General features: G+C 48.3%; 3 protein-coding genes. All 3 read left to right on the top strand.

The window, feature by feature from the left end:
• Positions 1-91 precede the first annotated feature (91 nt).
• Positions 92-886: an SDR family oxidoreductase gene (locus R7Q48_RS23920; protein WP_025534971.1), complete on the top strand. Its 795-nt coding sequence runs from the start codon at positions 92-94 to the stop codon at positions 884-886.
• A gap of 14 nt (positions 887-900) precedes the next feature.
• Positions 901-1,536, top strand: coding sequence for a tetratricopeptide repeat protein (locus tag R7Q48_RS23925; protein WP_025521673.1), 636 nt, complete (start codon positions 901-903; stop codon positions 1,534-1,536).
• A 3-nt stretch (positions 1,537-1,539) separates the two neighbouring features.
• Positions 1,540-1,943 (top strand): response regulator (locus tag R7Q48_RS23930; protein ID WP_318132560.1); only part of this gene is annotated, 404 nt, incomplete at its 3' end.

Genomic DNA, 1,943 nt, shown 5'->3' on the forward strand with positions numbered 1-1,943 from the left:
TCGACTCTGCAAAAATGGTGTTTGCACTGTACGGACAAATGCTGCGCTCTTTGCCTTCCTTCTCAACCCAACAAGCGGCGTGAGGTGAAGCATGATCATTAACAACAGCACCATTCTCCTGACAGGCGCAACGGGCGGAATTGGACAAGCCATCGCGCGAGAGTTAGCAAAACGCGGTGCTAGCCTCATTCTTGTTGGGCGAAACGAAGAGAGCTTGCAAACACTACAGCGTGAACTGTCAAATCCAGAACGTCATGACGTAGTCGTTGCAGACATCACCTCATCAGAAGGATTAACAGCGATTAAAGATCGAGCGCGCCAACATCAAAAAGTGGACGCACTGATTAACAATGCGGGCAGCAACGATTTCTCGTTGTTAAGCCACAAACGACCAACGCAGATTGCAGACGAAATCCAACTCAATCTCGTTGCGCCGATGCTGCTGTGCCAATCGGCGTTGACGTGGTTAAAGCAACCAGGGGTGATTCTCAATATAGGTTCAACATTCGGCTCAATTGGCTACCCAGGCTATACCTCCTATTGCGCGGCAAAAGCGGGGTTGCACCGGTTTACCGAATCGCTCGACAGAGAGCTGTTCGCAACCGGAATCCGTGCGCTGTATTTGGCACCAAGAGCGACAGAAACCTCACTCAATAGCGATGCCGTCAATGAAATGAATCGACAACTGGGTAACAAAACGGACTCGCCGCAAGTTGTAGCCGATCACGTTGTCACCATGTTGGAAAAAGAAATTTCCGCGAAATGGATTGGTTGGCCAGAAAAGCTTTTTGCACGCATCAATCAACTGCTTCCAAGCGTGGTTTCTTCTGCGATTCGTAAGCAACAAGAAACCATTCACCAATACGTAAACCGAGTCAGTCATTGAAGAGGACATGGACGATGAATACCAAACAACTACTTTGCGCTTTAACGGTTTGTTCAACGTTAGCTTCGACCGCTGCGTTGGCAGGTAATGCTCCACTGCAACAGATTCAAAAGAAATGGGCGGAATGTCAGTACAGCACGCCCGATGGTGACGAAAAGGAACAATGCTTCCATCGTGCGATTGCCAAAACCAGTATTTATCTCGACAGAGAACCGGGTAATCCCGAACTCACTGTTTGGCTGGCAATCAATAAAGCATCGCTGGCTGGTGCTCAAGGTGGCTTAGGTGCACTATCACTCGCCAAAGAAGCCAAATCTTTACTCGAAGGGGTAATTGCAACGTCACCGCAAACGCTTGATGGCTCTGCATACACCAGTTTAGGTTCTTTGTATTACAAAGTTCCGGGGTGGCCAATTGGCTTTGGTGATGACGATAAAGCCGAAGAAATGTTGAAAAAAGCGTTAGAGATCAATCCAAAAGGCATCGATCCGAACTATTTTTATGGAGACTTCCTTGCAGAAGAAGGTCGAGACAAAGAAGCGAAAGTGTATTTGACTCGCGCAATGCAGGCGACACCTCGCCCTGACCGACCTTTAGCTGACAAAGGTCGAAAACTGGAAATTGAAGCGACTCTTGGGAGATTGAAATAATCTATGCGCTTATTACTCGTAGAAGATGACAAACTACTCGGTCAATCCATGGTGACTTCATTAAGTCGCCATGGATACACCGTGGATTGGGTGGAAAAAGGGTCTGGCGTGACTAGCGCACTCAAAACAGAAGCGTTCACTGCCGTGATTTTGGATCTCACTCTCCCCGATATCGATGGATTGGAAGTTCTGCGTAATATTCGCAAAGGCGGATTTAAGCTCCCAGTGATGATACTTACCGCACGAGACGACATTCGCGATCGCGTTCAAGGCCTTGATGGCGGCGCAGATGATTACCTCGGAAAACCGTTTGCACTCGAAGAGTTGCTCGCTCGCTTGCGTGTGTTGATTCGCCGTCAATCCGGCAGTGCAGAAGAAATCATTCAAGTTGGGCAGTTATCTTTATC

The sequence above is a fragment of the Vibrio sp. 378 genome, from assembly GCF_033339435.1.

What these genes read in the sequence shown, in the direction of transcription:
- R7Q48_RS23920 (WP_025534971.1), top strand. Translation starts at nt 92, where the DNA reads ATGATCATTAACAACAGCACCATTCTCCTGACAGGCGCAACGGGCGGA.
- R7Q48_RS23925 (WP_025521673.1), top strand. Translation starts at nt 901, where the DNA reads ATGAATACCAAACAACTACTTTGCGCTTTAACGGTTTGTTCAACGTTA.